Here is a 23,948-nt window from a genome sequence, read left to right on the forward strand (position 1 = left end):
CGGGGGCGTCACTGCTCCGGCCGGGTGATCCGGGTGAGCTTCTCCGGGTTGACCTGGTCGTAGACGCCGACGATGCGGCCGTCGCGCACGCTGAACGTCTGCACGCGCTCGTCGAGGGCGAGGTAGCCGTCGACCGCGGGCAGCTGCGGCAGCCACAGGCCGAGGTCGCCGTTGACGAGCACCGGCCGTCCGTTGTCCATCGTGCCCGGCGCGTACTTCGCGAGTACGCCGAGCACGAAGCGGGCGACCTTGTCCTGCCCGACGATCATGCGGCGGCTGGTGCGCGAGCGGCCGTTGGAATCGCCGATCAAGACCACGTCCGGGTGCAGCAGCTCGGTGACCGCGCGGATGTCGCCCGCCAGCAGCGCGACCACGAACTTCTCCAGCACCGGCTGCTGCTCCGCCAGTTCGAGCCGGGCGGGCGGATCGGAGTCTTCGACCGCACGGCGGCCGCGGGAGGCGTGCTGGCGCGCGGTCGCCGGGCTGCAGCCCAGCGCGTCGGCGATCTCCGCGAACGGCACCGCGAACGCGTCGTGCAGCACGAACGCCACGCGCTGCTCCGGCGTGAGCCGGTCGAGCACCACCATCGCGGCCATGCGCAGGCCGTCGTCGCGCACCGCTACTTCGAGCGGGTCCTCGCTCGCGGGCACGCCGAACGGCGTCACGATCGGCTCGGGCAGCCATTCGCCCACGTACTTCTCGCGCCGCACCGCCGCCGACCGCAGCCGGTCGAGGCAGATCCGCCCGACCACCGCGGTCAGCCAGCCGCGCAGGTCGCGGATCCCGGCGCGGCCCGCGTCGTCGAGCCCGGACAGCCGCAGCCAGGCCTCCTGCGTCGCGTCCTCGGCGTCCGCGCGGGTGCCGGTGAGCCGGTAGGCCGCGGCGATCAGGTGCGGCCGGTGGGCGTCGAACTCGGCGGCGAACTCCTCCAGCGCGGTCGTGGTGCTCATGTCCCGAGTGTGCCGCACGGCGCGGGGGGAGGGAGAACTATTGTGGTTCCCGTGGCAGGACGGATTCGGGAGAGCGATATCGCGGAGGTGCGTGAGCGCAACCGGATCGACGAGGTCGTGGGGGAGTACGTCGCGCTGCGCCGTGCCGGCGGGGGCAGCCTGAAGGGCCTGTGCCCGTTCCACAACGAGAAGACCCCGTCGTTCAACGTGCGCCCCACTCACGGGACCTTCCACTGCTTCGGCTGTGGCGAGGGCGGCGACGTCATCAAGTTCATTCAGAAGATCGACCTCGTGTCGTTCGTGGAGGCGGTCGAGCGGCTCGCCGACCGCGTCGGGATCCGGCTGACCTACGAGGGCGGCGGCGCGTCGGTGCAGCGCGACCGCGGCACCCGGTCGCGGCTGATCGAGGCGCACCGCGCGGCGTCCGAGTTCTACATCGAGCAGCTGGGCACCGACGAGGCGCGGGCGGCGCGGGACTTCCTGACCGAGCGCGGTTTCGACGCCGCGGCGGCCAAGCAGTTCGGCTGCGGGTTCGCGCCCGGCGGCTGGGACAAGCTCACCAAACACCTGCTCAACCGCGGGTTCGAGGTGAAGGAACTGCTCGCGTCCGGCCTGTCGAAGGAGGGCCAGCGCGGCCCGATGGACCGGTTCCACCGGCGGCTGGTGTGGCCGATCCGCGACGTCGGCAACGACGTGGTCGGCTTCGGCGCGCGGCGGCTTTTCGACGACGACCGGATCTCGGCGAAGTACCTCAACACCTCCGAAACGCAGATCTACAAGAAGTCGCAGGTCATGTTCGGCCTCGACCAGGCCAAACGCGAGATCGCGAAACGACACCAGGTCGTGGTGGTCGAGGGCTACACCGACGTGATGGCGATGCACGCGGCAGGCGTGCCGACGGCGGTCGCGTCCTCGGGCACCGCGTTCGGCGAGGACCACATGAAGGTCCTGCGCCGGCTGATGATGGACGACGACGCCTTCCGCGGCGAGGTCATCTTCACCTTCGACGGCGACGAAGCGGGGCAGAAGGCGGCGCTCAAGGCGTTCGAGGGCGACCAGACGTTCGCCGGGCAGACCTACATCGCGGTCGCGCCGGACGGGATGGACCCGTGCGAGCTGCGCATCGCGAAGGGCGACACCGCGGTGCGCGACCTGGTGGCCCGGCGCACGCCGCTGTTCGAGTTCGTGATCAAGAGCATGCTCAAGCAGTTCGACCTGGATTCGGTCGACGGCCAGGTTTCCGCGCTGCAGAAGACCGTCCCGATGGTCGCCGCGATCAAGGACCGGGCCAGCCGGGACGGTTACGCGTCCAAGCTCGCCTGGTGGGTCGGCTGGCAGGACGTCGCGCAGGTGGTCAACCGGGTGCGCGGCGCGGCCGGAGCGGCGTCCCGGCGCGGACCGGCCGAACCGCAGCTGCGGCGGGGCGCGGCCCGGCGGGAGGAGCCCCCGGCGCCCGAGCCGGAGAAGCAGGACCTGCCGCGTCCCGCGCCGAACGACCCGAGGTTCGTCGGGCAGCGCGAGGCGCTCAAGGCCGCGCTGCAGCAGCCCGCGATCGCCGGTCCGGAGTACGACTCGCTGCCGGAAGAGGCGTTCACGCATCCGGTGTACATCGCGGTGCACCTGGCCGTGCTGAAGGCGGGCGGGGCGGCCTCCGGGCTCACCGGGCCCGCGCTGCTGGACGCCGCGTCGGCGCACTGTCCGGAAGGGACGGTCCGCCGAGTGCTCAGCGAACTGGCGGTGGAACCGTTGCGCGCCTTGGGAGAAGTGGACTCGCGCTACATCTCCGGCGTGCTCGCGGGGGTGCAGGAGAACCTCGTCGGCAGGCAGATCGGCGAGATCAAGTCGAAGCTGCAGCGGCTGTCGCCGGTCGAGGCCCCGGATGACTACCGCGCGCTGTTCGGCGACCTGGTCGCGCTGGAGCAGTACCGGAAGTCGCTGCGCGAGCAGGCGGCGAGCGGGTGGGAGTGACGTGGGACTGCTGAACCGGTTCTTCGGCGGCGGGCTGCCCGCGGGGTTCCCCGGCGAGCTGGACCAGGGCGAGGATCCGGTCGCCGCGGCGGCGGTCGAAGGCGGCGGGCACCTGGTCGTGACGTCGCTGGGCCTGTGGATCCCGTCCGGCGAGGGCACGACGCGCCGGGTCGGCTGGCACTTGGTGGGCAAGGCGACCTGGGGCGACGGCGTGTTCACGCTGACCGAATCGGAGGAGACCGGGCGGGCGGGCGCGGTCGCGGTGCTGGCCGACCGCGAGCCGGTGCGGTTCCGGCTGCCGCAGCCGGGGAAGGTGCCGCAGCAGGTGCGCCTGCGCGTCGACGGCTCGGTGCGCGGACGGCACCGGCACGAGTTCCCCGAGGGCGGCGCGTGGTTCGTGCAGCGCAAGGTCCCCGGCCGCGACGGCGTGGAACTGCAGGTCCGCCCCGATCCGGGCACCGATCCCGCGCTGGTCGAGGCGGTCGCGGCGGAGGTCGCGGAGAAGCTGGCCAACCTAGGCGAGTAGCAGTACGCTCGTACTCAGTACGGCTGTACTGTTGCTCGGCGGGAGGCTGCTCATGTGGGATCCGGCGAAGTACCTCGACTACTCCGACCTGCGCGGCCGGCCGTTCTACGACCTGATCGGGCGAATCTCGGCCGATGCGCCCCGCCGGGTGGTCGACCTGGGCTGCGGCCCTGGCACCCTGACCCTCGACTTGGCGCTCCGCTGGCCCGACGCGGTCCTCGAGGCGATGGACAGCTCGCCGGAGATGGTCGCCGCGGCCCGCGAACGCGGGGTGGCCGCCGAGGTCGGCGACGTCCGGACGTGGACGCCGAAACCGGACACCGACGTGGTCGTCTCGAACGCGGTCCTGCAATGGGTGCCCGGCCACCAGGACCTGCTGCGCCGCTGGGCCGCGGAACTCCCCGCCGGAGCGGTCCTGGCGGTGCAGGTGCCCGGCAACTTCTCCGCCCCGTCGCACGCCATCAGCCGCCAGCTGGCCGCCTCGCCTGCCTGGGCCGCACGGCTGTCGTCTGTGTCGCTGCGAGCCGAAGACGCAGTCAGCGAGCCTCGCGACTACGCCGACCTTCTCGCCGACGCCGGATGCCTGGTCGATGCCTGGGAAACCACGTACGTACAACAACTTTCCGGCCCTCGAGCGGTCCTGGAATGGATCACCGGCACCGCGCTCCGCCCCATCCGCGCGGCTCTAGGCGACGACGACTGGGCTTCCTTTCAAGATGACCTCGCCCCGCTCCTGGACGAGGCCTACCCGCCCCGTCCCGATGGCACGACCTGGTTCGAATTCCGGCGGATCTTCGTCGTCGCTAAGATCCCGGGCTGATGTCGTACTGGAACACGAACGTCGCCCGCCATCCAGGCATCCTCCGCGCCGTGTCCGCCGGATGCGCGAGCGCCCTGGACGTCGGCTGCGGAGACGGCCTGCTGGCGCGGAAACTGGCGTCCGCAGTGCCTTCGGTCACCGGGATCGACAAGTCGCCGGAGATGATCGCTCAGGCCCGCTCGCTGTCCTCGGACACCTTCGTCGAGGGCGACTTTCTCTCCGCTGACCTCGGCACGTACGACTTCATCTGCTCGGTGGCCACCATCCACCACCTGGACTTCGAGGCAGCCCTCGCCCGCATGCGAGACATGCTGAACCCAGGCGGCGTGCTGGTAGTGGTCGGCCTGGCCCGCGACGCGAGCGTGACCGACTGGGCAGCGACGATCGCAGCCGCACCGGTCGTGCGCATCGTGAAGACGCTGCGTCGAGCACACGGCCCAGACGGTATGCCAGCCATGCAGCCGCAGATGAGCTACGGCGAGGTGCGCACGACCGCGCGACGGTTGCTGCCAGGCGTGCGATACCGGCGACACGTACTGCGCCGATACTCGCTCACCTGGCAAAAACCGTCCTGAGCTGGGGTTTTGCAGGGCTTTCGCTGGGTGTCGCTCAGCCGTTCCCACGCCCGAACTTCTCGCCGAGCTTCGCCCGCGCCACCCCCGCCGCACCCTGGACCATCGGATGGTCGACCAGCTTGCGGTAGGTGCGCACGATCTGCTCGTACCGTCCCCGGCCGGCCTTGGTGCCCAGCACGTACCCCAGGCCCACGCCCAGCAGGAACTTCTTCATCGGCGGCCACACCTCTTTCTCAGCAGGACTTCCGACTGTCCATTGTCCAACACAACCGCCTTCCGCGCGGGGTTCCCTCCGTCTGCCCGCAAGACCCACCCCCCTGTGCGAGGCCGGAACGGCATGGGCTAAAGTTCTTCCTGTCAGCCCGGAGAGATCCGGACCGGCGAAGCACGATCCCCTGTAGCTCAACTGGCAGAGCATTCGGCTGTTAACCGGAGGGTTCTTGGTTCGAGTCCAAGCGGGGGAGCAAAGCCCAGGTCAGCGACCTGGGCTTTTTTGCTGCCCGTAGGTAGGGGCGATTTAGTGTCGATTTCGACAGTCGTCCAAGCGGTCGACTGTCGGGGTCGCCGGTGGTCCGCCGCGGTTGCCCGGGTGGCAGCTCGAAGCCGTGGGTCGGCGCTGCACTTGACCGCTGTCGGTCTTGGCACGGTTGATCCCGCCCGATATGTCGATTCGGCGCTTGACGCGTGCCTCCAGGGCCGGTGGCAGCGTCAGGTTGACGATCGAGTTCTGGGACCGCGTCAGGTGGGAGCAGGCAGATCTGCTGCCGCGTGCTGTGTCTTCGACTTAATCTTCGCGCGATTCAGGCTGGGCCGTCGAGTTCGTCGCGGTTGAGTCGATCAATGCGGGCTGCGGGACGAAACGTCGCGGCGCTGAAAGAGTCATTGCCAGAGGCGTGCTGAAGCTGCGGACCGTGCGTCGTCCGAAGATTCTGTGGTCGGGTGCCGACCTTGTGTCTTTGGGCGCGATGATCAAAATAGATGCATGAGACTTTAGCGCAATTGTCCTCGGAAACTTCTTTCCCTGTGTGGATGGCGTCATGCTGGCCGATGCGCCGGAGCTTCCTGATTCGGCATGACCGCCGAGCTTCAGTGCGTGCTGGCGGAGCGGGGGCTGGACTTGTTGACGTTTTCGACAATCCTGGTCAGGAAAGAGATGAGCAGGTCCAATTCGCCGTCCGAGAAACCGTCCAGCACTTGCTCGCCGCCCGCGCTGACGATTCGGGAAAGCCGTTTGTACGCGGCCTGGCCCTGGGGGCTCAATTCGACGACCGCGGCGCGCCGGTCCTCCGGCGTACGTCGCCGCACGATCAGCCCTTCGGCTTCCATCCGCGCGAGATGACGGGTCAGCGTCGGCCCCTCGACTCCCAGCATGTCGGCGATTTCTCGTTGGATGAGGGGGCTGCGCGACTTGAGTGCGAACAGCACGGTCCAGGTGGCGAAGCTCGACCCCGCCAGCATCAGGTGTTGTTCGAGATAGGTCCGCGCGGCCTTGGCCGCGTAGTTCAGTTGACGGCCGACAGCATGCTTGGTTTCCGCGCCGGGTGCCGGGACGGCCCCCTTGTCGCCGGCGTTTTCGTTCTTGCGCATCCTGTCTTCTCCGATTTCCGCGCTCGGATGTTGGTATCCGGCCAAAGGTACACACGACCCACGCCGACCGTCGCCTTCGACGTGCCACGGCGATCGCGACCGAGTCGGCATCCGCAGCCGGACGTCTTCCCGTGCCCGGTCGCCTTGTGCTGCTTGACAGCTCCTCCAAGTAGATAGTTAGCTAGCTAAGCAATGTGAGCCTGACGTCTCGAGGAACGGAGTAGGGCAGTGGCAGCCGACGACTCGACGCGAAGCGCCCGGGGAGTGAGCTCCGCGCGCGCACCCCAGGATCTGGATGTCATGCGAGGCAGGGACTGGCTGGGGCTGGTCGTGATCCTGCTCGCGGCTTTCATGGAACTGCTCGACGTGAGCGTGGTCAGCGTCGCCATACCGGCGATCCAGAAAGACATCGACGCGACCTATTCGCAGATCCAGTGGGCTCTCGCCGGATACCAGCTGGCCTTCGCCGCGGGGATGATCACTGGAGGCCGGCTGGGCGACATCTTCGGCCGCAGGCGCATGTTCGTGATCGGGGTGACGTGCTTCACGCTCGCCTCGCTGCTGTGTTCGCTCGCGCCGAATCCGGAGATCCTGATCGCGGCCCGCGTGCTTCAGGGCCTCGCCGCGTCAGTCATGTTCCCGCAGGTCCTGTCGATCATGCATGTCTCCTTCCCGCCGGAGAAACGAGCGGCGGTTTTCGGCGCTTTCGGCGCGATGGCCGGGCTTTCCGGCGTCGCCGGGCCTCTGATCGGCGGACTGCTCGTGGACGCGGACGTCTTCGGCTGGGGCTGGCGGACCATCTTCTTGATCAACCTTCCGGTCGGGCTGATCGCGGCGCTGGCCGCGCCCGCTCTGGTTCCGGAATCGCGATCGTCGGAACGGGTCCGGCTGGATCTGATCGGCGTCCTGCTGGTGACAGCGAGCGTGTTGCTGCTGGTGTTCCCGGTCATCCAAGGGGGCGACTCCGGCTGGCCCGCGTGGACGTGGATCTCGATGGCCGCGTCGGTGCCGATGCTCGCGGCTTTCGTCGCCTGGCAGCGGGCGCGCAAGCGCGGCGGCGGCACTCCGCTGATCGAACTGCGGCTCTTCCGGCAACGTGCGTTCAGCGCCGGGCTCGTGGTGACTCTGCTGTTCTGGACGTGCATCGCGTCCACTTTCCTGGTCCTCACCATCTTTCTCCAAGCGGGCTGGAACTTCACTCCGCTGCGGGCGGGATTCACGTTCCTGCCCTTCGCCGTGGCTTCGCTGTTCGGCTCCGGAGCAGCGGTTCGTCTCGCGCCCAGGATCGGGCGCGCGGTCGTGCAGATCGGCTGCCTGTTCTGCGTCGGCGGGATCTGCTGGCTGATGGCGACCGTGTCCGGGGAGATCGGCGATCTCACCACCTGGCGGCTGCTTCCGCCGTTCGTGGTCTTCGGGTTCGGGCTGGGAATCCTGATCGCCACTCTCAACGACCTCATCCTCGCCGGCGTGCACAACGACGACACCGGCTCGGCCACGGGCGTTCTGAACACCGCGGGCCAGGTCGCCGGCGCGATCGGGGTCGCGGTGGTCGGCGCGATCTTCTTCGGCCAGATCTCGGACCGAGCGGAGGACGCCACCACGGCCGCGGTGCCCGCGCTGCGGAACGAACTGCGAGCGGCCGGCATCGCCGAGCCGGCCTTGGACGGGGTGGTGACCCGGTTCCGGGTCTGCTTCGACGAAATAGCGCATGCCAAGGATCCGACGCAGACGCCGGGGAGCTGCCACCGGATGGCGGACGGGCTGGCTCCGCAGGACATGCGCGTGGTCCAGGAAGCGGTCGGCAAGATCAAACCCGAGGTGCAGCGGCGAGACTTCGCGAATTCGCTGCCGCCGACTTTGATCTTCCAAATCGTTGTCTTCTCGTGCACTTTCATCATGGCGTTCTTCCTGCCGCGCAAGACGAGCGGTGAAAAAGGAGGGCACTGATCGGAGTGCGGGGCGAGCCGCGAAAGGCTCGGCCCCGCGCCGTACGGGAACGAGGAGGGGGTGTTTTCTGCGAGAAGCGAAAAGGACGCGACGTCCTTGCACGGCAAAGTCGCCTTGGTCGCAGGCGCTAGCAGCGGCCTGACCCCGCGGGAAACCGAGGTGCTGCGGCTCATCGCGGCGGGCCATTCCAACAGCGAGATCGCACAACGCCTCCATATCACCGAAGGAACCGTGAAAACGCACGTCAACCACATACTGGCCAAGGCCGGACTGCGAGATCGGGCTCAAGCCGTAGCCTTCGCATTCCGGCACGGGCATGCCCGCCTGCCGACATCGGAACAGCACGACGCCTGATCTCGCGATCATCCGTCTCGACGAGAGAAGCACGTGGCGACGCGAGCGGCCCTTGCCCCTTGCCGTCAACGATCTGTGCGGGAAACCGCTGGGACAGGCCGTTCGAACCGCTCATCGGATTGCGGACAGTCGACGATGTTCGAGCAAGGCGCGTTCCTCAGTGAAACAAATGTGAGTTTTCCTGCTGCGTGAAGCAACCCGCGAAGCGGCGGAACAAGCAATTTCGTATCTGATGCGGAACGGCCCTCGCGCGCCCGAGGATTCTCAGCAGGAACCCGGCCTCGGGATACGGACATCGGCGGACCGGAGCTTGGTCTTGACGAGCGCGAGGGCCTTCGCTGCCCCGCTTGATCAAGTCGACGTAGCGGTCGTTCGTCGGCGGCTTCGCGCTCCGTTCGGCTCTGTCGCTCCGGCGCTGCCGGTCCGCTCACGTTGCTCGCCGCGGATCTGTGGTGACTGCCCGGCGAAGCCGGAATCGACGATCTCTTCGAGCGTCTGCGAGCAGGTCGAGTTGCAGGCCACGTGCCTGGGCCACGATCATCGTCGCGATCGCGGGCGCTTGCTTCCAGGGACATCCCTCGGCGTCGGAGGAGATCTTTGTGCCGGCCGAGACCGCACTCGGGTGCCGCTATCGTCTTTCGTCAAGCAACGCCCGAGTGATACCTCCTGGAGTGCCGAAGATGGAAATCGTCGAGAAGGAGCTTCTGGAAGACGGCTATCCGGATTTGCGCGATATCGTTCCGCTGATTCCGGACAACGACTGGTGCTGGTGGGTACTGGAGGCCGAGGCCCTGGGACTGGCTGACGCGGTGGTCGAAGAGCTCTTCGGCGGAGGTGTGCCGTTGCGGCCCGGGATCACCTGGCCGGGCGTGGTTCGCCTGGCGGAGGGGATCGGCCAGTCCATCGACGTGCTGGTGGTGGCCACTCGTTCGGAACAGGACTACGTCCAGGAAGAGCTGGATCGGGACGACTTTTCGCGCTGCTTGGTGATGATCCGGATCTTCGATTCGGGCGAGGCGGCTCTTGGCGTCAGTTCCGGCTTGTCCAACGGCAAAGAGATCCTCGAAGGCTTCCTGGCGCTCTGGGACCCGAGCTGACGGCGCTCGCGTCTGGGACTCCAGCGCCCGGTTTGCTGCCGGTTCCCGGGCGGTTTTCTGGCTGGTCTGGGACGCCTCGCGGTCCCATGGTGGTCGGGGTTCCTGCTCGCCCCGCGCGGTCCGACCTGAACCGCGTGGCCAGGGCTTGATCTCTCGGAAGGGATTCTCGCGATGACCCTTGTTGCGCGTGGCAGCCGTTCGCGCTGCTTGGCCGGGGACCACGGGGCCGCGCTGCGGTCGTTGCGTTCGGCGGCCGAGAGCTACGCCGCGCGGGGCTGGCCGGTGTTGCCGGGGCCGGTGTGCGACGGGCTCACGAGCTGGGATCCGGTCACTCTCGAGCTGCTCGGCGGCCGGGAGCCGGCGGCGTCCCCGTCCGGCGCCACTGTCGACCGGTGCGTTATCTCGGAGTGGTGGTCTGCGCATCGGCAGGCGATTCTCGCGCCGGTCGGACGGCACTTCGACGTCCTGCGCACCCCGACTCACCTCGGCTGGCGGATGCTCGCCGCCTTCGGCGGGGGCCGGCCGCTTGGTCCGATGGCGCTGTCGCCGCACGGGGCGTACTTCTTCGTCGAGCCTGGCCTCCGCGTGGACCACGATCTGGCACCCGGGGTCGAGGTCCTTTCGCCGGGGGACCTCGTTGTTCTCCCGCCGAGCAGGGTTGTCTCGGGGGTCGTGTGGTGGCGCATCTCGCCGGTCGATCAGGACGCGCTGGGCGACGGCGACGGGATTCTGGGCAAGGTTGCCGAGCTATCCCGCGAATTCGGGTAGTGCTTCCCTTCTCGATCACGCGGAACCTGCACCGCGGTCTTGCCGGAGTTTCGCGGTCCCGGCGGCGGGGCATCCGGGCGGTCGAAGGGCTGGCTCTCCGGCTGCCGCGAGCCGTCCCGCCATGACCGCCGCGACCCGGGAGCGTCCGTGCCGATTTCCCACCCCGACAAGGTGTTCTATCCCGACGACGGTCTCACCAAAGGCGACGTCGTCGAGCATTACCGCACGGTCGCGTCCGCGATGCTGCCGCACCTGCGCGGCCGCCCGCTCACCCTGCGGCGGTACCCGGACGGGATCGCGGCCCAGGGCTGGTTCCAGAAGCACCCGAGCGAGCACTTCCCGTCGTGGCTGCGCACCGAACGCGTGCCCCGCAGCGGTGGCGGCACCGACGAGTACGTCGTGTGCGACGACGAGGATTCCCTGCTGTACCTGGCCGATCAGGGCACGGTGGAGTTCCACGTCTGGCTGTCCACTGTGGACGCGCCGGAAAAGCCTGACCTGCTGGTGCTCGACCTGGACCCGCCGGACGGCACCGACGTCGCCGACCTGCGCACCGCGGCCCGCCGCATCCGGGACCACTACGCCGACGCCGGTCTGACCGCCTACCTGCAGGCCACCGGCGGTCGCGGCTTCCACGTCGCGGCGCCCCTCGACGCTACGGCCCCGACGGACGTCGTCTTGGAACTCTCGCGCGCCCTGGCGGACCGCGTCGCGTCCGCCGACCCGGACCAGCTCACCACCGCACAGCGCAAGGACCAGCGCGGCGACCGCATCTTCGTCGACGCGAACCGCAACGGTTACGCCCAGACGTTCGTGGCCCCGTACTCCCTGCGCGCCCGGCCCGGCGCGGCCTCCGCGACCCCGCTCGACTGGGCGGAACTCGGCAAAGCCGAGCCGAACGGCTGGGTCCGGACAAACTGCACCGGCGGCTGGCGCGCAAGGACGACCCGTGGCGGGGAATCCGGGAGGACGCCGGATCGGCGGAGAAGGCGTTGGAGAAGCTCGGCTGAAGTTGCTCGGCGCGCGGCCTTAAGCCAGTGTCGCACTTGCGTTGCGGGCTTTGCGGTACGTGAGGGGAACCCTCATTGACTCTGATTCCCTCAGGGTTCCCCTCACGTACCGCGACGATCAGACTCCGGAGATCTGCTGAATCCAGTCCCGGCCCGCGGCCACGCTGCCGTAGGTCGTCACGCTGGAGCGGTCGCTCGTCGAGCACACGCCGACCTGAACGCCGTCGTCGACCATCGGCCCGCCCGAATCCCCGCCGGCCACCGCGCCGTTCGGCGTGCTCGCGGTGATTGCGGGTCCGCCGGAGTTGTCGCTGTCCTGGGTGTTCGAGATCGTGACCACGGCCTGCTTCAGCACGCTCGACTGGTGGTGGCCCTCGTCGGAGCTCTGCGTCGCGCCCCAGCCGTACACCGTGGCGCTGTCGCCCTCCTGCGCGTCGCTGGAGCTGCTGGCGAGGCGGGCGAACGTGCTGCCGCCGTCGGTGTTCAGTTTGATCAGCGCCAAGTCGCCGCCGGAGTAGACGTACGTGGACGAGGCTTTGGCGTGCACGCCGCCGCTGGCGCTGTTGGAACCGATGTAGAGGTCGATGTCCGTGAGGCGCTGGCCGTTGTTGTCGTACATGCAGTGCTTCGCGGTGAGCACCCAGCGGCTGCCGATCAGCGTGCTGGTGCAGAAGAACGTGTACCCGTTGGCGTGGCCGTTGAACCGCGTGATGTAGCCGGGGTTCTGCGCGGTGCTGCCGCCGATGATCGACGGCTGGGCCTCGGGCGCGGCGGGGCTCGCGGACGCTGGGGTCACGGCGATCGCGCCGAGCACCGCGCAGGAACCGGTCAGCACGGCGAGGGCCCGGGTGAGTGCGCGCATGTCGCTCCTTGGGGAAGGCGTTTCCGATGGGGACGCTTCCGAACGTAAGCAGCGCGGCGGGACAGCGGAATCCGCCGAAACGCCCGTGGCGGGCAAGCGGCGGCGACGCGACTTTCGACGGGTTGCCAACCGGTGAATCAGTGCCGACAATCCGTCTCAGTCCGTTTTTTCCAGGAGGGGCGAAATGCGGTTGTTCGCCCCGCCTCCGGTGCGGGAGCGGCTGGCTCAGGCATTGGCCGAGGGCCCGTTCGAACGCGCCCTCTCGCTGGCCATCGAACGCAGCGGGCTCGGCTTGGCGCGGCTGCGCGAGCGGCTCGCGGTGTCCGGCGTGCCCGTCAGCACGACCACGCTCAGCTCGTGGCGCACCGGCCGCAGCCGTCCGGAGCGGCCGGAATCGTTGCGGGCGCTGGCCTTGCTGGAACCCGTGCTGGACGTGCCGCCGGGTTCGCTGCGCGCCCTGCTGGACCGGCCGCGCACCGGAGGCCCGGCCCCGCGCGCGGCGCGGTGGGACCGGTTGTGGGAGAACCGCAGTCTCCTTCCGATGGTGCTGAATTCCTTCGAGGACTCTTCGCCGGAGTCGGTGAGCGTGCACGAGACGCTGCACGTCGATGCCCAAGGCCGGATGCGCGGTCTCCACGTGCGGGAGGTGCTGCGGGCATTGGACGAACCGGCGTTCGTCCGCATCGTGGCGCTGCGGGGATTCACGCCCGGGCGGTCGCCGGAGCTGGTGTCGGCGCGGTATTGCCGTCCGGGGATCGTGCGGGCGACGCCGGAGCAGGCGTTCTCGGTGACGGAACTGGTGCTGGACCACCCGCTGGCGCCGGGCGAGACGGCGATCGTGGAGTACCGGTTCGCGTTCCGGGACGAGGAGCCGGACTCGCGCTACGACCGGCGGTTCCGGCTGCCGATCGCGGAACACCTGCTGGAAGTGCATTTCGACCCGGCGGCGGTGCCCGTGGAATGCGTGTCGTACCGGCAGGATTCGCCGGCGGGGCCGGAGTTGGAGAACGCGGAGGTGCGGGTGCGCTCCGGCGTGCCCGCGCATGTGATCCGGACCGGGCAGGGGCCGGGGATTCACGGCATGCGGTGGCGGTGGTGACCCGGCGACCGTCCGCGATCCACTGCGGACAGATCCTTTGTGGACAGTGGCTTCTGCCTTGAGCTGAGCGTTTCGCGTGCGGGCGGCTACTGAGAGTTCGTTTTCCGCTGACTGGCGGGGCGTCGCTGCGCTGTTCGGCCGAATTTCTTTTTTTCCTGGCGAGTAGCCAGTTTTGCCGGGGACGTTCCGGGTAGCCGACCCCTCATGTTTCCACGGCCAGGTGTGAGAGGACGCGGCGACGGCCGGAGGCGGCATGGCTGAGGATCGCCGGTCGCCCGCCGTTCTGATGCGCGACGCGCGTTCGGTGTTCGAGGAGCTGACCGAAAAGGACATCGAGTCCGTGTCGGCGTTCACCAAGGACGGCGACGGATGGAAGCTGCTGGTGGAAGTGCTTGAGCTGGAACGGGTTCCGGACACCACCAGCCTGATGGCCACGTATTGCGTCCGCGTCGACGCACAGGGCGGCTTCCTCGGCTACGAGCAGGTGCGGCGGTACGCGCGCGGCCAGACCGACGTGTGAGGAAGGGAAAGGGGATTTCATGACCATGGCGACCGGACGGTCAAGCTCGGGCAGCCAGCTGCAGCGCGGGCCGGGAACCGGGAACCTTTACGACATTCTCGAGCTGATCCTGGACAAGGGTCTGGTGATCGACGCCTTCGTAAGGGTTTCGCTGGTGGGCATCGAGCTGCTCACTGTGGACGCCCGGATCGTGGTGGCCAGTGTGGACACATACCTGCGGTTCGCCGAGGCTTGCAACCGGTTGGACCTCACCCGCGCGTCGAGCGCCACGACGCTGCCTGACCTGCTGGGCGAGGTGACCGAGAAAGGCGCCAAAGGAAAGTCCAAAGGCGCGTTGACCGGTGCTGTCGAGACCTTCGCCGAGCAGTTCCAGAAGTCCAGCGACAAGGACGGGGAAGAGGCTGAGGACCGGCCTCGCAGCCGCAGCCGGCGCAGCAGTGCGAGGTCGAGCGAATGAGCACTTACCTGTACGGCATCACGTTCGCCGATCATCCCGCCGAGGTGGGCAATCTGCGCGGCGTCGGGTCGTCGCCAGCGCCCGCGCGGGTGCTGCCCGCCGGAGACGAACTCAGCGCGATAGTAGGCGACGTCGAAGGCGAGCTGCGGGCGAAACGCCGGGATTTGCTTGCCCACCAAGAGATTCTGCAGGCGTTGTGCGACCGCGGTCCGACGTTGCCGATGCGCTTCGGTATCGTCGCCGACGACGATACCGCTGTGGCGGAAGAGATCGCGGCCAAATCCGAGGTCTACACGGCTGTTCTGCACCGCGTCAGCGGCCACGTGGAGATGAACGTCAAAGTCTCGCACCGGGAAGAGGCTGTCCTCAGCCAGATTCTCGCGGGCGACGAGGAAATCCGGAATCTGGCCGCGAGCCTGCGGGAAGACGCCGGACGCGGGCAGGCGGAACAGGTCCGGTTCGGCGAACTGGTCGCCGGGCGGCTGGAGCAACGCGAGGCTGAGGACGCCGACGCGATTCTCGGATATCTGCTTCCGCTGGCATCCGAGCATTCCCCGGGACCCCAGGTCGAGGGATGCTTCTTCAACTGCTCATTCCTGGTGCCCAAGGAGAAAATGACCGAGTTCCAGGACGCGGTGCGGAAGTTGACCGCTCTCGTCGAAGAGGTCGCGGAGGTTCGCGCACAAGGACCGCTGCCGCCCTACAGCTTTACCGAGGACCAGTAGTGGGACTGCTCGGCGAGCTTCTCCTGCTTCCGCTGGCACCGGTGCGGGGTGTCGCCTGGGTGACGGGACGGGTCGTCGACGCCGCCGAGCAGGAACAAATCGCCCAGCTGCAGCGGGAACTGGTTTCCCTGGAAAAGGAGCTGACAGCGGGCGGCATCAGCGAGGAGGAGTTCGACCGCAGGGAAGACGAAATACTCGATCTGCTCGAAGAATTCGACCGGGGGGTTGCCGGATGAACGGAGCGAACAGATGACACCGGGAATGAAGGTCGCGGCCGCCGTGGTCGGCGGATACGTGCTCGGGAGACGGAAGAAAGCCAAACTGGCCATCACGATGGGCGCGTGGCTCGTCGGGAGGAAGCTGAATCTCGACCCGAAGAAGCTGCTTTCGGACATCACGCACGAGCTGGCTTCGTCGCCCGAACTGGCCGGGGTGCGGGACCAGGTGCGGGACGAGGTCGTGGGAGCGGGCAAGACTCTGGCCTCGGACATCCTGACGCACCAGGCCGGACGGCTTGCCGGTTCGCTGCAGGGGCACACCGAGAGCTTGCGCGACAAAGCCGCCGGTCTTCCGATCGGCGGCCAGGACGAGGAAGACTCGCATGATCAGGACGGCGACGACAGCGAGGACGACGGTGCGGAAGAAAGCTCTGCCCGTCGCAAACGTCCGGCGAAACCGCGCAGCTCGGCGCAGGGGGAGCGTAAACCCGCGCGCAAGCCGTCCGGCGGTTCAGCGTCGCGCAAGCGGACGTCCTCGAACAGCCGGATGCGCAAAAGCCCGGGGGTGAACCGTGGCTGAATCCCGTTCTGGCAGCGAGGAAATCGGACCCTTGGCGAAGCTCCGGGAACTGGCCTCGCGCAATCCCGCGACGGAGCAATTGCTGCACGCCGGCGAGGAGTACGCGCAGGCGAAGGCCGAACAGGTGATGTCCTCGGCGGGCGCCAAACTGGGCGAGGCGTCCCGACGGCTGGCCGACGCTGGCGGAAACGGCTCGCTGAAAGGGTTGTTCCGTGCCGGCGAGAAAATCGCCGAAGGGAAAACACCGGTCAAGTCGATGGTCGAGGCCGGCGGCAAAGCCTTGAAGAACTCCTTGTCGGGCCTCTTCGGCAAACGCGGGAAAGGCTCCGGCACCAAGAAGGTCATCAACATCATCGAGGACATCGACGTCGGCGTGCCGATCCGCGAGGCGTACGACCAGTGGACGGAGTTCCAGAAGTTCAGCAGCTTCACCAAGGGCGTCGTCAGCGCCGAGCAAACCGACGACACCACTTCGCAGTGGCGGTTCAAGATCTTCTGGTCGAATCGGTCGATGAAGGCCACTGTCACCGAACAGATCCCGGACGAACGGATCGCGTGGACCACCGACGGGGCCAAGGGCACGATCAAGGGCGTGGTGACCTTCCACGAACTCGCTCCGAGCCTGACGAAGGTTCTGCTGGTCATCGAGTACTACCCGTCCGGGCTGTTCGAGAAGACCGGCAATATCTGGCGGGCGCAGGGCCGCCGGGCGCGTCTCGACCTCAAGCATTTCCGCCGGTTCATCACGATGGCCGGGCAGGCGTCGGGAGACGGCTGGCGCGGCGAGATCCGCGACGGCGAGGTCGTGCGCGGCCCGGAGGACGAATCCGACGAGGACGAACCGCCCGAGGAGGAGGACACCGGCGGCGAGCCCGAGGACGAGGAGTTCGCCGAGGAAGAACCCGACGACGTCGACGAGGAAGACGAGGACGTCGACGAAGACGACGCCGAACCCGAGGACGACCGGCCCCGCGGCCGCCGGGCAGTCTCGGCGAGGTGACGAGGAGGAATCCGATGAGCGAGCCCAGCCTGCCCGCCGGGCGACCGCTCGGCGTGTCCCGCGCGACCGGGTCCGGCGGCGGCGCGAACCTCGCCGACATCCTGGAACGGGTGCTGGACAAGGGAATCGTGATCGCCGGGGACATCCAGGTCAACCTGCTCGACATCGAGCTGCTGACCATCAAGATCCGGTTGCTGGTCGCGTCGGTCGACCGGGCCAAGGAAATGGGCATCGACTGGTGGGAGCACGACCCGTCCCTGTCGTCGGGTTCGCGGCGGAACGATCTGCTGGAGGAGAACGAACGACTGCGCGCGCAACTCGAACTCGCGCGGGGAGAGCGAGCGGAACAGTGAGCTGGTATTGCTACGCGGTCGCCGAATTCGCGCCGGGAAATCCGGCCGAGGGCCTGACCGGGCTCCGCGACCGCCCGGTTTCCGCCATTTCCGAGGCCGGGCTGACCGCGCTGGTCAGTCCGGTCCCGGACGAGGAGTTCGGCGAAACCGTCCTGCAGGCGAACCTGGAAAGACCTCCGTGGCTGGAAGAAATCGCCCGCGCGCACAACGCCGTCGTGGACGAGGCGAGCCGTCGAGCCGGAGTGCTGCCGCTGCGGATGGCGACGATCTATCGGGACCAGCATCGGGTGCGAGAAATGCTCGCCGAACATTCCGCGCACTTTGCCGAAGCGTTGCGTCGAGTCCGGGATCATGCCGAATGGGGCGTCAAAGTCTTTGCCTCGCTCCGCAGTTCCGCTGAAGAGGAGGAGCCCGCCGACGGCCGTTCCTACTTGCGGCAACGGCTCCGCCACCGCAAGGCACGGGACGCTCGTACGGACGAGGCCGCCGGTGTCGCCGAGCGCATCGAGCGAGAACTCGCGCAGCTGTCCGCGGAAATCCACCGGCACCGCAATCAAGATCCCGCCTTGACCGGGCGCGAGGACAGCAACATCCTCAACCTGGCCTGCCTGGTACCCGACAGCTCCCGGGAACGCTTCCTCGCCCGGATCGAGGAACTGCCGGAGGCCGCCGGAATCGTCGTCGAGGTGACCGGCCCGTGGGCCCCGTACTCCTTCGCGGGGATCTCGTGAGCGCCGCGGTGGAGCACACCGACCGGCTCGCGCTGGTCGACCTGCTGGACCGGCTGCTCGCCGGCGGAGTGGTGCTCACCGGCGATCTCGTGCTGTCGGTCGCCGAGGTCGATTTGGTGCACATTTCCTTGCGCGCACTGATCACCTCGGTCCGCGAAGACCGTCGGGCGCCCTGGTGAAAGGAACGACGATGCAGGAGGCCGAGGAACTGCTCGGAGCGGCGCTCCGCGACGCGCCCGCTCGCTTGGCGACAGACGCCGATTCGGTGGAACGCGACCTGATGAAACTGGTCCTGACCATCATAGAACTGCTCCGGCAGCTGATGGAACGCCAGGCCCTGCGCCGCGTCGAGGAAGGCGGGCTGACCGAGGACCAGGAGGAGCGGCTCGGCCTGACCCTGATGCTGCTCGAACAACGGCTGGCCGAGCTTCGCGACCAGTACGGGCTTTCCGCCGCGGAGCTGAACCTCGACCTGGGACCGTTGGGGACGCTTTTGTGACGGGTGCGTCCTGGGTAACTGCGGGGAAACGGCAGCCGAGCCGCGGAGGAGCGCATGACCGAGTTCGTGTGGACACCGGACTTGAAAATCGGCTACGAAACGGATGGTCCGCCGGATGGGCGGCCGCTGGTCGCGGTCCACGGCTGGCCGGACGATCCGCATTGCTGGGACGGGGTGGTTCCCGCGCTGGCCGAGGCCGGTTACCGGGTGTTCCGGCCGTATTTGCGGGGGTTCAGCCCGACGGAGTTCCGCTCGCCGGACAAGCCGCGCAGCGGTCAATCGGGCGCGCTCGGCCAGGACCTCCGCGACTTCCTCGAAGCCCTCGATCTCTCCGACGTCGTCCTGGCGGGACACGACTGGGGCGCACGGGCCGGATACGTGGTCGGCGCGCTGTTCCCGGAGCGGGTGTCCCGGCTGGTCGCGATGTCCGCGGGGCACGGCGCGAGCGGCCCCGGCGCCCCGCTGGACTATCCGCTCGCCCACGCGTACTGGTACGAGTGGTTCGTCGCCACGAAACGCGGCCAGGACGCGATGCGCCGCGACCGGCGGGCGTTCAGCCGGTACCTGTGGACGTCGTGGTCGCCGGGCTGGCAGTTCTCCGACGCTGATTTCGACCGGGCAGCGGTCTGCTGGGACAACGACGACTGGCCGCCGATCACCGTCTCCGCCTACCTGCACCGATGGGGCGAGCAGGACGGCGACCCGGCGTACGCCGACCTGGAGCGCGAACTCGCGAAGCCGCCGCCGGTGCGGGTGCCGACGCTGGTGCTCCACGGCGGCAAGGACGCCGACAACCTGCCCTCGACCAGCGGGGGAAAGGACGAGCTGTTCGCCGCCGGGTATCGCCGGGCGGTCTTCGACGACGTGGGGCACTTCCTGCCCCGGGAGGCTCCGGTCCGGACGGCTGAGCTGATCTTGCGACCCGGCCGGTGACCAGGCGGAGGTTTGGGGCCGGGACGAGCGGGTATGGCGGCGGTATGCGACCGGGCGAGACGGAAACCAGGCCGGAAACCGCCGGTGCGGTCCGGACGATCGCGCTGCGCGTCGACGGGACCGCGCACCGGCTGACCGTCGATTCGCGCCGCACCCTGCTCGATTTGTTGCGCGAGCAGATCGGCGACTACAGCGCGAAGAAAGGCTGCGACCACGGCCAGTGCGGGGCCTGCACGGTTCTGCTCGACGGCCGCAGAGTGCTGTCCTGCCTGACGCTCGCGCTGTCCTGCGACGGCACCGAGGTGACGACCGCCGCTGGACTCGCCAAGGATGGTGAGCTGCATGCGTTGCAACAGTCTTTTGTGGACCATGACGGGTTCCAATGTGGTTACTGCACGCCGGGCCAGATCTGTTCGGCAGCCGGATTGCTGACCGAATTCGGCGACGGCGCGCCCAGTCATGTCACCAAGCCGGTCGCCGACACTCCGCAGTGGACCGACGAGGAAATCTCCGAGCGGATGAGCGGGAACCTCTGCCGCTGCGGCGCCTATGCCGGAATCGTCGCGGCGGTCCGCGAGGCGGGAGAACAGCGATGAAGCCGTTCGCGTATGGCAAACCGGCGACGACGGCCGAGGCGGTGCTGGCGGTGGCGGCCGAGCCGTCCGCGATGTTCCTCGCCGGCGGCACCAACCTCGTCGACCACTTGAAACTCGGTGTGGCACGGCCGGATCGCCTTGTCGACGTGACCGGCTTGATGTCCACTGAAATCCGGGACGACGAGGGCGGCCTGGTGATCGGCGCGGGAGTCCGCAACAGCGACCTCGCGGCCGACCAGCGGGTCCGGGAGCAGTATCCGGTGCTGGCCGAAGCGCTGCTGTCCGGGGCGTCGCCGCAGCTGCGGAACATGGCCACCGTCGGCGGAAACCCGTTGCAGCGCACGCGATGCGTCTACTTCCAGGACGTCACGACTCCGTGCAACAAGCGGTCGCCCGGCTCCGGCTGCTCGGCCCTCGGCGGCTACACGCGCCATCACGCGATCCTCGGGGCGTCCGACCAGTGCGTCGCGACTCACCCGTCGGACATGGCGGTGGCCATGGCGATGCTCGACGCGCGTGTCCACGTGATCGGCCCGTCGGGGGAGCGGACGCTGCCGTTCACGGACCTGCACCGGCTTCCGGGCGAGCACCCGGAGCGCGACACCGTGCTCGAACACGGTGAACTGATCACCGACATCACGCTTCCCGCTACCGCCTGGTCGCGCCGGTCGGCCTACCGCAAAGTGCGCGACCGGGCCTCTTACGCCTTCGCGCTCGTTTCTGTCGCGGTTGGACTGTCCATTTCGGACGGAGTGATCGAGGAGATCCGGATCGCATTCGGTGGAGTGGCGCACAAACCGTGGCGTGCCGAGCGGGCGGAGCAGGTCCTTCGCGGTGCCCGGCCCAGCGACGAAAGCTTCCGTGCGGCCGCCGACGCCGAACTCGCCGATGCCACGGCGCTGGACGGCCTCGACGGAGGGAACGCGTTCAAGATCCCGCTCGCCGCGCGCACCCTGACCGCGGTGCTGCGCGACCTGACCGCCGAGGAGCGCGACCGATGACCGGACTGCTGGAACCCCGAGCGATCGGCCGCGGAACGACTCGCCGCGACGGCCCGGCGAAGGTCACCGGAACCGCAACGTACGCCTACGAAGTCCCGGTCGAGGCGCCGCTGTACTGCCATCCGATTCAGGCGACTATCGCTCGCGGCCGCTGTGTGCGGATCGAAGCTGTCGAAGCCGAAGCCCTCGACGGTGTCCAGAGTTTGATCACTCCCTTTACCGCCGAGCGACTCGCCGACACCGACGACGCGGAGCTCGCGGTGCTGCAGGATTGCGAAATACCCTTTCGCGGCAGGGTAATCGGCCTCGTCCTGGCAGAATCTTCCGAGACCGCGCGGCACGCGGCGGAACTCGTTGACGTGCACTACGAAAACGATCCCTTCGACGCCCGGCTCACCGCCGACGATCCTGCCCTGTACAAGCCGGACAAGGTCAACCCGAGCTTCGCGACCGACACGAGCGAGGGCGACGCCGAGGCCACGTCCGCTGTGATGGTGGCGCAGACTTACCGTACGGCGATGTACCACAACAACCCGCTCGAACCGCACACGACAACGGCCTTGTGGGACGGGGATGTGCTGACGCTGTGGGATTCCACCCAGAGCGTCCACTCGGTACGGTCCACAATGGCGAAGACGTTCGGCCTGCCCGCCGAAAAGGTCCGGGTGATCTGCCCCTACGTCGGCGGAGGCTTCGGTTCGAAGGGCATGCCGCACGCGAACGTCGTGCTCGCCGCGCTGGCCGCCCGGACGGTGCCGGGCCGTCCGGTGAGGCTCGCGTTGACGCGGCAGCAGATGTTCAGCCTGGCCGGATACCGCACGCCGACGGTCCAGCGGGTCCGCCTCGGCGCCGACCGCGACGGACGGCTGGAGTCGCTCGGCATGGACGTCGTCGAGCAGACGTCGCGGATCAAGGAGTTCGCCGAGCAGACCGCGGCGCCCGCCCGGATGATGTACGCCGCGCGGAACCGGTCCACCAGCCACCGGCTCGCCCGCCTCGACGTGCCGGTGCCGTCGTGGATGCGCGCGCCGGGGGAGTGCCCGGGCATGTTCGGCCCGGAAGTGGCGATGGACGAACTCGCCGCGGGACTCGGCGTCGACCCGATCGAACTGCGCGTCCGCAACGAACCGGAGCGGGATCCCGAAACCGGCCTCCCGTTCTCCAGCCGGAACCTGGTCGAATGCCTGCGCACCGGAGCCGAACGCTTCGGCTGGAACGAACGCGACCCGCGGCCGGGCGTCCGCCGCGACGGACCGTGGCTGGTCGGCAGCGGCGTCGCGGCTTCGGTGTACCCCGCGAAACGGATGCCCGGATCGAGCGCGACGGTCCGGTTCGAGGACGGCCGCTACGTCGTCGAAATCGGCGCGGCCGACCTGGGGACGGGCGCGTGGACAATCCTGCCGCAGATCGCGGCGGACGCACTGGACGTGCCCGCCGATTCCGTCGACGTCCGGATCGGCGACACCGATTTCCCGAAAGCCACCGTGGCCGGCGGCTCCACCGGGACCGCCTCGTGGGGCTCAGCGGTGGTCGCGGCCGCGCGGGCGTTCCGGGAGAAGTACGGCCCCGACCCCGGTGCCGGTGACGAAGCCCAAGCCGACACCCCGGAAAACCCAGCCTCGGAGCATTACTCGATGTACGCGTTCGGCGCGCAGTTCGCCGAGGCGCGGGTCGACGTCGACACCGGCGAAGTCCGGGTTTCGCGGTTGCACGGCACGTTCGCCGTCGGGCAGATCGTCAACCCGCTCACCGCGCGGTCGCAACTGCTCGGCGGCATGACAATGGGGCTGTCGATGGCGTTGCACGAAAACAGCGTCCTCGACCCGCGGTTCGGGCACGTCGTCAACCACGACCTCGCCGAGTACCACATCGCGACCAACGCCGACGTCGAAGACCTGCGCGCGGACTGGCTCGACGAGACCGATCCGCACCTCAATCCCATCGGCAGCAAGGGAATCGGCGAGATCGGCATCGTCGGCACCGCGGCCGCTATCGCCAACGCGGTCCATCACGCGACCGGGGTCCGGGTGCGGGATTTGCCGATCACGCTCGACAAACTGCTGCCCGGACTGCCCGACGCTACGCGGACCTCACAGGACTAACGCGTGGTCGCCGCCGTCGGGAAGATACCGGCTGAACCACCCGGCGGCCGCGTCGGCGACCTGCTCCAAGGCACCGGCCTCCTCGAACAGATGCCCCGCTCCCGGCACCACCACCAGCTCCCGGTCGCCGGTCAGGCGCCCCGCGGCGGCCTTGTTCAGCCTGCGCACGTCATCGTCGTTTCCCCCGACGATCAGCAGCACCGGGCAGCGCACCTCCGCCAGAGCGTCCTCGGCCAGATCCGGCCGCCCGCCCCGCGAAACCATCGCACGCACGACGTCCGGCCGAGCCGCCGCCGCACTCAACGCCGCAGCCGCTCCCGTGCTGGCCCCGAACAACCCGACCGGCAACCCGGACGTCGGGGGATGGCGGCTGAGCTCGTCCAGCGCGCGCAGCAGCCGGTCCCGCAGCAGCCCGATGTCGAACCGCTGGTCGTCGGTGTCTTCCTCGGCGCTCAGCAGATCGAACAACAGCGTCGCGAACCGGTGGTCCTGCAACGCCCGGGCGACCGCCTGATTGCGCGGGCTGTGCCGCGAACTGCCGGACCCGTGCGCGAAAACCACCACTCCGACAGCATCGGCAGGCACTGTGAGATCACCCTCGGCCGCCTGGGCGCCGACTGTGAACGGTTCCGTCATGGCTTCCCTCCTGCGTCTATCCGAACCCGGATAT

At 68.5% G+C, this 23,948-nt stretch carries 28 protein-coding genes, 1 tRNA gene and 1 pseudogene; 25 read left to right on the forward strand and 5 right to left on the reverse strand.

The genetic code is table 11. The features are described from left to right. Nucleotides 1-8: 8 nt before the first annotated feature. A complete protein-coding gene (locus AB5I40_RS41750; protein ID WP_370935708.1) occupies nucleotides 9-950 on the reverse strand; it encodes a sigma-70 family RNA polymerase sigma factor in 942 nt (313 codons plus the stop codon). Nucleotides 951-1,001: 51 nt separating this feature from the next. Here AB5I40_RS41750 and dnaG point away from each other — a divergent pair, with 51 nt between their 5' ends. From dnaG to AB5I40_RS41770, 4 genes are read left to right on the forward strand one after another with little or no spacing between them, the layout of a single operon-like run. Then, on the forward strand, nucleotides 1,002-2,918 hold the full coding sequence (gene dnaG / locus AB5I40_RS41755; protein WP_370935709.1) for a DNA primase: 1,917 nt from the start codon (nucleotides 1,002-1,004) through the stop codon (nucleotides 2,916-2,918). A gap of 1 nt (nucleotide 2,919) precedes the next feature. Further along, complete coding sequence (locus AB5I40_RS41760) at nucleotides 2,920-3,444, forward strand: hypothetical protein (RefSeq protein WP_370935710.1); 525 nt, start codon at nucleotides 2,920-2,922, stop codon at nucleotides 3,442-3,444. 52 nt (nucleotides 3,445-3,496) lie between these two features. Beyond that, a complete protein-coding gene (locus AB5I40_RS41765; protein ID WP_370935711.1) occupies nucleotides 3,497-4,264 on the forward strand; it encodes a trans-aconitate 2-methyltransferase in 768 nt (255 codons plus the stop codon). After that, entirely contained in the window at nucleotides 4,264-4,839 is a 576-nt protein-coding gene (locus tag AB5I40_RS41770) for a trans-aconitate 2-methyltransferase (protein WP_370935712.1), read from the forward strand. The genes AB5I40_RS41765 and AB5I40_RS41770 overlap by 1 nt, the downstream gene beginning before the upstream one ends. A 34-nt stretch (nucleotides 4,840-4,873) precedes the next feature. Here the strand turns inward: AB5I40_RS41770 and AB5I40_RS41775 are convergent, their stop codons facing one another. Then, on the reverse strand, nucleotides 4,874-5,053 hold the full coding sequence (locus AB5I40_RS41775; protein WP_116204675.1) for a hypothetical protein: 180 nt from the start codon (nucleotides 5,051-5,053) through the stop codon (nucleotides 4,874-4,876). A gap of 177 nt (nucleotides 5,054-5,230) precedes the next feature. Here AB5I40_RS41775 and AB5I40_RS41780 point away from each other — a divergent pair. Further along, nucleotides 5,231-5,303: transfer RNA gene (locus AB5I40_RS41780), tRNA-Asn, on the forward strand. A gap of 622 nt (nucleotides 5,304-5,925) precedes the next feature. Here AB5I40_RS41780 and AB5I40_RS41785 read toward each other — a convergent pair. Further along, entirely contained in the window at nucleotides 5,926-6,426 is a 501-nt protein-coding gene (locus AB5I40_RS41785; protein ID WP_370935713.1) for a MarR family winged helix-turn-helix transcriptional regulator, read from the reverse strand. Between the two features lie 300 nt (nucleotides 6,427-6,726). Here AB5I40_RS41785 and AB5I40_RS41790 point away from each other — a divergent pair, with 300 nt between their 5' ends. From AB5I40_RS41790 to ligD, 5 genes and pseudogenes are all read left to right on the forward strand, one after another. Next, nucleotides 6,727-8,373: an MFS transporter gene (locus AB5I40_RS41790; RefSeq protein ID WP_370935714.1), complete on the forward strand. Its 1,647-nt coding sequence runs from the start codon at nucleotides 6,727-6,729 to the stop codon at nucleotides 8,371-8,373. Nucleotides 8,374-8,508: 135 nt separating this feature from the next. Then, nucleotides 8,509-8,727: pseudogene (locus AB5I40_RS41795) on the forward strand (response regulator transcription factor); the annotation flags it as partial. A gap of 680 nt (nucleotides 8,728-9,407) precedes the next feature. Further along, complete coding sequence (locus tag AB5I40_RS41800) at nucleotides 9,408-9,824, forward strand: hypothetical protein (protein WP_370935715.1); 417 nt, start codon at nucleotides 9,408-9,410, stop codon at nucleotides 9,822-9,824. 171 nt (nucleotides 9,825-9,995) lie between these two features. Next, entirely contained in the window at nucleotides 9,996-10,592 is a 597-nt protein-coding gene (locus AB5I40_RS41805) for a bifunctional DNA primase/polymerase (protein ID WP_370935716.1), read from the forward strand. Nucleotides 10,593-10,739: 147 nt separating this feature from the next. Further along, nucleotides 10,740-11,681 (forward strand): non-homologous end-joining DNA ligase, encoded by a 942-nt coding sequence (gene ligD / locus AB5I40_RS41810; RefSeq protein ID WP_370935717.1) that lies wholly within the window; start codon nucleotides 10,740-10,742, stop codon nucleotides 11,679-11,681. Nucleotides 11,682-11,720: 39 nt separating this feature from the next. On the opposite strand, the gene AB5I40_RS41815 is transcribed toward ligD, so the two are convergent. Further along, the gene (locus tag AB5I40_RS41815; protein ID WP_370935718.1) at nucleotides 11,721-12,464 is read right to left on the reverse strand and encodes a trypsin-like serine protease; all 744 of its coding nucleotides are present in this window, start codon (nucleotides 12,462-12,464) and stop codon (nucleotides 11,721-11,723) included. Nucleotides 12,465-12,648: 184 nt separating this feature from the next. Here AB5I40_RS41815 and AB5I40_RS41820 point away from each other — a divergent pair, with 184 nt between their 5' ends. The 15 genes from AB5I40_RS41820 to AB5I40_RS41890 all read left to right on the forward strand — a co-directional run bounded on the left by AB5I40_RS41820 (nucleotide 12,649) and on the right by AB5I40_RS41890 (nucleotide 23,278). Then, a complete protein-coding gene (locus tag AB5I40_RS41820) occupies nucleotides 12,649-13,563 on the forward strand; it encodes a hypothetical protein (RefSeq protein ID WP_370935719.1) in 915 nt (304 codons plus the stop codon). A 253-nt stretch (nucleotides 13,564-13,816) separates the two neighbouring features. Continuing rightward, nucleotides 13,817-14,083 carry a gas vesicle protein gene (locus tag AB5I40_RS41825; RefSeq protein WP_370935720.1) on the forward strand — a complete coding sequence of 89 codons (267 nt, stop codon included), beginning with the start codon at nucleotides 13,817-13,819 and terminating at the stop codon, nucleotides 14,081-14,083. A gap of 19 nt (nucleotides 14,084-14,102) precedes the next feature. Then, entirely contained in the window at nucleotides 14,103-14,540 is a 438-nt protein-coding gene (locus tag AB5I40_RS41830; RefSeq protein WP_370935721.1) for a gas vesicle structural protein GvpA, read from the forward strand. Then, nucleotides 14,537-15,265, forward strand: coding sequence for a GvpL/GvpF family gas vesicle protein (locus tag AB5I40_RS41835; protein WP_370935722.1), 729 nt, complete (start codon nucleotides 14,537-14,539; stop codon nucleotides 15,263-15,265). The genes AB5I40_RS41830 and AB5I40_RS41835 overlap by 4 nt, the downstream gene beginning before the upstream one ends. Next, nucleotides 15,265-15,501, forward strand: a complete 237-nt coding sequence (locus tag AB5I40_RS41840) for a gas vesicle protein GvpG (RefSeq protein ID WP_370935723.1) — start codon at nucleotides 15,265-15,267, stop codon at nucleotides 15,499-15,501. The genes AB5I40_RS41835 and AB5I40_RS41840 overlap by 1 nt, the downstream gene beginning before the upstream one ends. Nucleotides 15,502-15,514: 13 nt before the next feature. Then, entirely contained in the window at nucleotides 15,515-16,063 is a 549-nt protein-coding gene (locus AB5I40_RS41845) for a hypothetical protein (RefSeq protein WP_370935724.1), read from the forward strand. A 31-nt stretch (nucleotides 16,064-16,094) separates the two neighbouring features. Further along, nucleotides 16,095-17,063, forward strand: a complete 969-nt coding sequence (locus AB5I40_RS41850) for an SRPBCC family protein (protein WP_370935725.1) — start codon at nucleotides 16,095-16,097, stop codon at nucleotides 17,061-17,063. A gap of 14 nt (nucleotides 17,064-17,077) precedes the next feature. Continuing rightward, a complete protein-coding gene (locus AB5I40_RS41855; RefSeq protein WP_370935726.1) occupies nucleotides 17,078-17,416 on the forward strand; it encodes a gas vesicle protein in 339 nt (112 codons plus the stop codon). Next, nucleotides 17,413-18,147, forward strand: a complete 735-nt coding sequence (locus AB5I40_RS41860; RefSeq protein WP_370935727.1) for a GvpL/GvpF family gas vesicle protein — start codon at nucleotides 17,413-17,415, stop codon at nucleotides 18,145-18,147. The genes AB5I40_RS41855 and AB5I40_RS41860 overlap by 4 nt, the downstream gene beginning before the upstream one ends. After that, nucleotides 18,114-18,326 carry a gas vesicle protein gene (locus tag AB5I40_RS41865; protein WP_370935728.1) on the forward strand — a complete coding sequence of 71 codons (213 nt, stop codon included), beginning with the start codon at nucleotides 18,114-18,116 and terminating at the stop codon, nucleotides 18,324-18,326. The genes AB5I40_RS41860 and AB5I40_RS41865 overlap by 34 nt, the downstream gene beginning before the upstream one ends. 11 nt (nucleotides 18,327-18,337) lie before the next feature. Then, the gene (locus AB5I40_RS41870; protein WP_370935729.1) at nucleotides 18,338-18,646 is read left to right on the forward strand and encodes a gas vesicle protein K; all 309 of its coding nucleotides are present in this window, start codon (nucleotides 18,338-18,340) and stop codon (nucleotides 18,644-18,646) included. 54 nt (nucleotides 18,647-18,700) lie between these two features. Next, the gene (locus tag AB5I40_RS41875) at nucleotides 18,701-19,579 is read left to right on the forward strand and encodes an alpha/beta fold hydrolase (protein ID WP_370935730.1); all 879 of its coding nucleotides are present in this window, start codon (nucleotides 18,701-18,703) and stop codon (nucleotides 19,577-19,579) included. A 44-nt stretch (nucleotides 19,580-19,623) separates the two neighbouring features. Beyond that, nucleotides 19,624-20,175: a (2Fe-2S)-binding protein gene (locus AB5I40_RS41880; protein WP_370935731.1), complete on the forward strand. Its 552-nt coding sequence runs from the start codon at nucleotides 19,624-19,626 to the stop codon at nucleotides 20,173-20,175. Further along, nucleotides 20,172-21,176, forward strand: a complete 1,005-nt coding sequence (locus tag AB5I40_RS41885) for a xanthine dehydrogenase family protein subunit M (RefSeq protein ID WP_370935732.1) — start codon at nucleotides 20,172-20,174, stop codon at nucleotides 21,174-21,176. Before AB5I40_RS41880 ends, AB5I40_RS41885 begins: the two co-directional genes overlap by 4 nt. Next, nucleotides 21,173-23,278, forward strand: coding sequence for a xanthine dehydrogenase family protein molybdopterin-binding subunit (locus AB5I40_RS41890; protein WP_370935733.1), 2,106 nt, complete (start codon nucleotides 21,173-21,175; stop codon nucleotides 23,276-23,278). Before AB5I40_RS41885 ends, AB5I40_RS41890 begins: the two co-directional genes overlap by 4 nt. Here the strand turns inward: AB5I40_RS41890 and AB5I40_RS41895 are convergent. Next, the gene (locus AB5I40_RS41895; RefSeq protein ID WP_370935734.1) at nucleotides 23,267-23,914 is read right to left on the reverse strand and encodes a dienelactone hydrolase family protein; all 648 of its coding nucleotides are present in this window, start codon (nucleotides 23,912-23,914) and stop codon (nucleotides 23,267-23,269) included. The genes AB5I40_RS41890 and AB5I40_RS41895 overlap by 12 nt on opposite strands. Nucleotides 23,915-23,948: the final 34 nt, after the last annotated feature.

Source organism: Amycolatopsis sp. cg13 (assembly GCF_041346965.1).
GTDB lineage: Bacteria > Actinomycetota > Actinomycetes > Mycobacteriales > Pseudonocardiaceae > Amycolatopsis.